The following is a 5,358-nucleotide window of genomic DNA, read 5'->3' as shown; positions in this document are numbered from 1 at the left end:
TCGCACACATGCACAACCTCGCCCTGACCGCGTGATCAGCACAGCCGTAAGCGGGCCCTGACCTGCAATCTCACGGCCTTCTGCAACGCGCTTTAGCCGCGCGGTGTCCCGTCGAGGTGATGGGTGAGCCAGGCCGGGAACTCCGTCAGGTCCGTGAGGACGACGTCCGCGCCGAGCTCGCCGAGTTCGGCGACGCCGAACGGCCCGGTCGCCACGGTGACGGACAGGGCGTCGGCCGCGCGGGCGGCGCGGATGTCTCCCTGGTGGTCACCGACGTAGACGCTCGCCGCGTACTCGCGCAGGGCCTCGGCCTTGCGCTCGGCCCAGAGGTTGCCGATGACCGCGTCGGGCTCGATGCCGAGGTGTTCCAGGTGCAGCTTGGCGTTCGGCTCGTACTTGGCGGTGACGACGATCGCGCGGCCGCCCGCGTCCCGTACGGCGGTGATCGCCTCGCGGGCGCCGGGGAGGGCGGGTGTGGCGGCGATGGCGATCGCCGGGTAGATCTCGCGGTACAGGTCGGCGATCGCCGCCACCCGCTCCGCCGGGAACCAGTTGATCAACTCCTCTTCCAGCGGCGGTCCGAGCCGGGTGATCGCCAGGTCGGCGTCGACGTAGGTGCCCGTCCGCTCGGTCAGCACGGTGTAGCAGGCGTGGATGCCGGGGCGGGAGTCTATGAGGGTCATGTCGAGGTCGAAGCCGACGGTGAGTGTCATATGGGCCATTGTGCCCAGGTGGGGTGAGGGCAGACGCGGGGCGGGTGTGACGCGAGCCAGGGCCTGTCGTTTGGATCAGGTCGGCTGAGAAAGGCAGCGCCTTGGCATGATCCAAACGACAGGCCCTAGGTCTGCCTCTGCGACCGCCAGACGATGAACAGCGCCGACGCCACCGCCGCTCCCCGCAGGACCCAGGGCCAGGTCTCGCTGAGCGCGGCGTTCATGTGGCCCTCGGCGATGGGGGCGCCCCAGCGGCCGTCGGTGCGGCCCCACAGCCAGACGACGCCGGCCGTGAGGGACAGGCCGGGCAGGATCACGACCGCCCACTTCGTCTCGGCGTCGCTCAGCCGGCGTGAGCCCCAGGCGATGAGCCAGCCGAGGAGCAGTACGACGAGGTGGCCGAGGACCGCGCCGACGACTAGGAGGGCGGCGGCGAGCAGCAGCAGGGGGTTGCTCCAGCGGCCGGAGGGGAGAGCCGGCCGGCGGATGAGGCGGCGGCGACGGGGGGTTTGCGGCGCCGCCCCCTCGGCCTGCTCCACCGCGGCCGCTTCCGGCTCCTCGACGGGCTCCTTCTTCCGCAGGTCCGCCTGCGCGGGCGGGCGCCTGAGCATCTCCGGGATCTCGACGCCGCCGACGAACCCCGGGACGTCCTCGCCGGGCCCGAACGGGCTGCTGTCCACCCGCCACCAGTCCGGCTGGACCGCGCTGCCCCCGAGCTCCGCGGTGCTGGCGAGGTGCGGCGGCGTGGGCGCGTCGTCGGGCCGGGCCGGGGCCTCGGCGGGGCGCGGGCGGGGCACGATCCGGCGCAGGCCCTTGGGGCGTTCGCCGCGCTCCGCGCTGTCCGGCTGCAGGGGCACGGAGGTGACCGGCGCCTGGGGCGCGGGTGCGCCGTCGCCGCCGGCGGCGGTGACGACCTCGTCCGGGGTGCCGAGGCGGGCGATGATGCGGCGGACGGCGGCGGGACTGTCGACGGCGACCTTGGCGCGGCGCCGGTCGATCTCGCCCCGCAGCTCGTTCACCAGGCGCATGCGGGTGCCCGACGGCAGCTGCCGCTGCTGAGCCACGTCACCGACGCGGCTCAGATACTCGTAGACGACCTGGTCGCTCTCGATCCCCACGAAGTCCCCTCCGGGGTGGGTGTGCTGAAGCCCCGTGGGGACGACGTTAGCGCAGGACAGGGCGCGCGGGTCCGGGTCGGACCGGTCGGCCCCCGCGCGGGGCCGGGGGTCCGGGGGCGGGACCCCCGGGGACGCGCACCCGCTAACGTGGGCAGGATGAGCGACCCGGCTACACCGCCCCGTTCCCTCGCGGAAGCGCTCCGCGTGCGGGACGACGCCTCCCTGGCCGTACTTCTGCGCAGCCGCCCCGACCTCATCACCCCCGTCCCGACGGACCTCACGCAGCTGGCGACGCGGGCCGGGACCCGGGCGTCCGTCGTGCGGGCCCTGGAGCGGCTGGACCGCCTCGCGCTGCAGACGGCGGAGGCGCTGGCCGTGGCGGCGGATCCGGCGACGTACGACGAACTGCTCGGGCTGATGGCCGGCGACGAGGGCGACCCGGCCGTCGCCGGGGCGCTGCCGCACGCGCTCGGCACCCTGCGCGAACAGGCCCTGGTGTGGGGCGCCGACGACCGGCTGCGGCTGGTCCGTACGGCACGCGAGCTGCTGGCGCCCTCGCCGCAGCACCCGTCCCCCACCGGACTGGGCCCGACCGCGCGGGAAGCCACCGCCGGCATGTCGCCGGGCCGTATCCAGGAGATCGTCACGACGGCCGGGCTGCCCTCGACGCACGACGCCGTGTCCGCCGTGTCGTCGCTCTCCGCCCTGTTCGGCGACCGGCGGCGGATGACGGCGCTGCTCGCCGACGCCCCGGAGGAGTCCCTGGAGGTCCTGGCCCGCCTGGTCTGGGGGCCGCCGTACGGGCAGGTCACCGCCGATCCGGCGGCCCGCCTGCGCTGGCTGATGGACCGCGGCCTTCTGCTGCCCACGGCGCCCGGCACGGTCGTACTCCCCCGCGAGGTCGCCCTGCATCTGCGGGCCGGGCGCGCGCACCGGAGCACCGAGCCGCTGCCGCCGCCCGTCGAGGCGGCCGCGACGCACCGTCCACAGGTTGTGGACACCACCGCGGCCGGACAGGCGTACACCGCGCTGGCGACCGTCGAGGAGCTGCTGAAGGACTGGCACGAGGGCGGGCCGGCCGTGCTGCGGGCGGGCGGGCTGAGCGTGCGCGACCTCAAGCGCACCGCCGTCGCCCTCGACGTGTCCGAACCCCTGGCCGCCTTCTGGGTCGAGCTCGCCTACGCCGCCGGACTGCTGGCCTCCGACGGCGAGGCCGACGAACGCTACGCGGCGACCCCCGCCTACGACGAGTGGCTGGAGCAGCCCGCCGCACAGCGCTGGTCCCTGCTGGCTCAGGCGTGGCTGACGGCGACGCGCACGGCCGGGGTGGTCGGCGGACGGGACGCGAAGGACCGTACGTTGTCGGCGCTGGGCCCCGGCCTGGACCGCTCGGCCGCGCCGGAGGTACGGCACCGGGTGCTGACCCTCCTCGCCGGCCTGCCGCAGGGGGCGTCCCCGTCCCCCGAATCGGTACTGGCCCGCCTGCGCTGGGAGCGTCCGCTGCGAGGACCCCAGCGGGACGACGACCTGCGCGGCCGCCTCGCCCGGTGGACGCTGAGCGAGGCGGAGATGCTGGGGGTGACGGGACGGGGCGCGTTGTCGGCGCACGGGCGGGCGCTGCTGGGGGCGCGGCTGCCGGAACCGGTGGCCGAGGAGCCGGTCGGACCCGGTGACAAGCTCCCCGTGCACCACCGTCCGGCCCCGCCCCCGGAGCCCCTCTCCCCCGCCGAACAGGCCGCCGCGTCCGCCGGTGCCGCCCGTCTCCTCACCCCTCTCCTCCCCGAGCCGCTGGACCACGTTCTCCTCCAGGCCGACCTGACGGCCGTGGCACCCGGCCCCCTGCGACGGCCGCTGGCCGACATGCTGAGCGTGCTCGCGGACGTCGAGTCGAAGGGCGGTGCGACGGTGTACCGGTTCACGCCCGGCTCGGTGCGCCGCGCCCTGGACGCCGGCCGCGCCGCCTCCGACCTGCACGCCTTCCTCGCCGAGCACTCCCGTACGCCGGTGCCGCAGCCGCTGGCGTATCTGATCGACGACGTGGCCCGTAAGCACGGCCATCTGCGGGTGGGCGCGGCCTCGGCGTACGTCCGCTGCGACGACGACGCCATGCTGAACGAGATCCTCGCCGACAAGCGGGCCGCCGGCCTGCGCCTGCGCCGCCTGGCGCCGACCGTGCTCGCCACCCTGGCGGACCCGGCCGCACTGCTGGAGGGGCTGCGCGCGATGGGCTTCGCGCCGGCCGCCGAGTCGGCGGAGGGGGACGTCCTGATCACCCGGGCCGACGCCCACCGCACCCCGCCGCGCACGGCCCCCGAGCCGGTCCCGGACGGCCCGCCGACGCCGGACGCCACGCTGCTGGCGGCGGCGATCCGCGCCATCCGCGCGGGTGATCTCGCCTCCACGGCCCCCCGCAAGCCGAGCGCGGCCGCCCCCGCGGTGACCGGCGGCGAACTCCCCCGCACCACCTCCGCGGAGACCCTCGCCACCATGCAGGCCGCCGTCCTGACCGGCGAGGCGCTGTGGATCGGGTACGTCAACGCCGAGGGCGCCGCCAGTCAGCGGGTGATCGCGCCGGTACGGGTCGAGGGCGGGTTCGTGACGGCGTACGACCACACCGCGGACGAGGTCCGGACGTATCCGCTGCACCGGATCACCGGGGTGGCCGAGCTCGCGGACGACCAGATCTGACGGCCCACTCGTTCGGGTGTACGCGGCGTTCCATGCACGCCACGCCGGGCTTTTCCAACTCTTGAGGGACCTTTCGGGCCTTTCCGCATCGCGCCGCGTGCCGCAGGGCAGCCACCCGGAGTCCTGATCACGCTCAAGTGAGCGCAACAGAGAGGTAGTTGTCCCATGCGCACAGCTCGTCGCCTTGCCACCGTCCTGGCCGCCGCAGCCCTGATGATGGGTGCGTTCGCCGCCCCCGCCTCAGCGGTCGGCGTCGACATCGCCGGGCTGGTCATCGAGACGCCGCAGATCTGACGCGACCTCGGGCCGGCCCGGACGTCCCGGGGCCGGCCCGCCCTCCGTACCCGAAAGGCCCCGAAGCCCCCATGCGTTCCAAGCGCCCCGTCCGCGCCCGTACCGCCGCCGCCGTCACCGCCGTCCTCTCGGCGGCCACGCTGGTCACCACCCTCGCCCCCGAGGCCACCGCGGCCTCCACCCTGCCCCTGCCCCTCCCGGCGGCCGGCTCGGAGTCCCTGATCACCGAGGGCCTCACCATCGAGGGCCCCCTGGTCAACAACGTCAGCCTGCCCACCCTGAGGTAGCCCACCGCCCGGCCGAACCGCCAATCAGCCCACGCCGACGTGGCCCGCCGCAGCCGATAGCTCTCGCCGTCGATCCGGACCAGGTCGGCGTGGTGGGCCAGGCCGTCCGCCTCGCCGACGCGAAGGGGCCCACCCAAGACCCGCCCCGGCGCACGGCCGGACAACCACCTCAGGCCTCACCACCGACAAACCCCGACCAACACCGTCAGCCCGCCCACGCCGACGTAGCCCACCGCCCGGCCGAACCGTCAATCAGCC

Annotated in this window: 5 protein-coding genes; 3 read left to right on the top strand and 2 right to left on the bottom strand. The window is 75.2% G+C overall.

All coding sequences use genetic code 11. The features are described from left to right. Nucleotides 1-92: 92 nt before the first annotated feature. Both ACFU95_RS31810 and ACFU95_RS31805 read right to left on the bottom strand, forming a co-directional pair. The gene (locus ACFU95_RS31810; RefSeq protein WP_383834538.1) at nucleotides 93-722 is read right to left on the bottom strand and encodes an HAD family hydrolase; all 630 of its coding nucleotides are present in this window, start codon (nucleotides 720-722) and stop codon (nucleotides 93-95) included. 116 nt (nucleotides 723-838) lie between these two features. Then, the gene (locus ACFU95_RS31805; RefSeq protein ID WP_383834535.1) at nucleotides 839-1,831 is read right to left on the bottom strand and encodes a hypothetical protein; all 993 of its coding nucleotides are present in this window, start codon (nucleotides 1,829-1,831) and stop codon (nucleotides 839-841) included. A 156-nt stretch (nucleotides 1,832-1,987) separates the two neighbouring features. Between ACFU95_RS31805 and ACFU95_RS31800 the strand changes: the two genes are divergently transcribed. The 3 genes from ACFU95_RS31800 (at nucleotide 1,988) to ACFU95_RS31790 (ending at nucleotide 5,100) form a co-directional block, all read left to right on the top strand. Next, nucleotides 1,988-4,519, top strand: a complete 2,532-nt coding sequence (locus ACFU95_RS31800) for a helicase-associated domain-containing protein (protein WP_383834532.1) — start codon at nucleotides 1,988-1,990, stop codon at nucleotides 4,517-4,519. A gap of 165 nt (nucleotides 4,520-4,684) precedes the next feature. After that, on the top strand, nucleotides 4,685-4,813 hold the full coding sequence (locus ACFU95_RS31795; protein WP_383834529.1) for a hypothetical protein: 129 nt from the start codon (nucleotides 4,685-4,687) through the stop codon (nucleotides 4,811-4,813). A 71-nt stretch (nucleotides 4,814-4,884) separates the two neighbouring features. After that, a complete protein-coding gene (locus ACFU95_RS31790; protein WP_383834526.1) occupies nucleotides 4,885-5,100 on the top strand; it encodes a hypothetical protein in 216 nt (71 codons plus the stop codon). Nucleotides 5,101-5,358: the final 258 nt, after the last annotated feature.

The organism is Streptomyces sp. NPDC057623, from assembly GCF_042800355.1.
GTDB lineage: Bacteria > Actinomycetota > Actinomycetes > Streptomycetales > Streptomycetaceae > Streptomyces.
This window is presented reverse-complemented; position numbering and strand designations above follow the sequence as displayed.

Coding starts and splice junctions, on each gene's coding strand:
- ACFU95_RS31810 (WP_383834538.1), bottom strand. CDS start 722: ATGGCCCATATGACACTCACCGTCGGCTTCGACCTCGACATGACCCTC.
- ACFU95_RS31800 (WP_383834532.1), top strand. CDS start 1,988: ATGAGCGACCCGGCTACACCGCCCCGTTCCCTCGCGGAAGCGCTCCGC.
- ACFU95_RS31795 (WP_383834529.1), top strand. CDS start 4,685: ATGCGCACAGCTCGTCGCCTTGCCACCGTCCTGGCCGCCGCAGCCCTG.
- ACFU95_RS31790 (WP_383834526.1), top strand. CDS start 4,885: ATGCGTTCCAAGCGCCCCGTCCGCGCCCGTACCGCCGCCGCCGTCACC.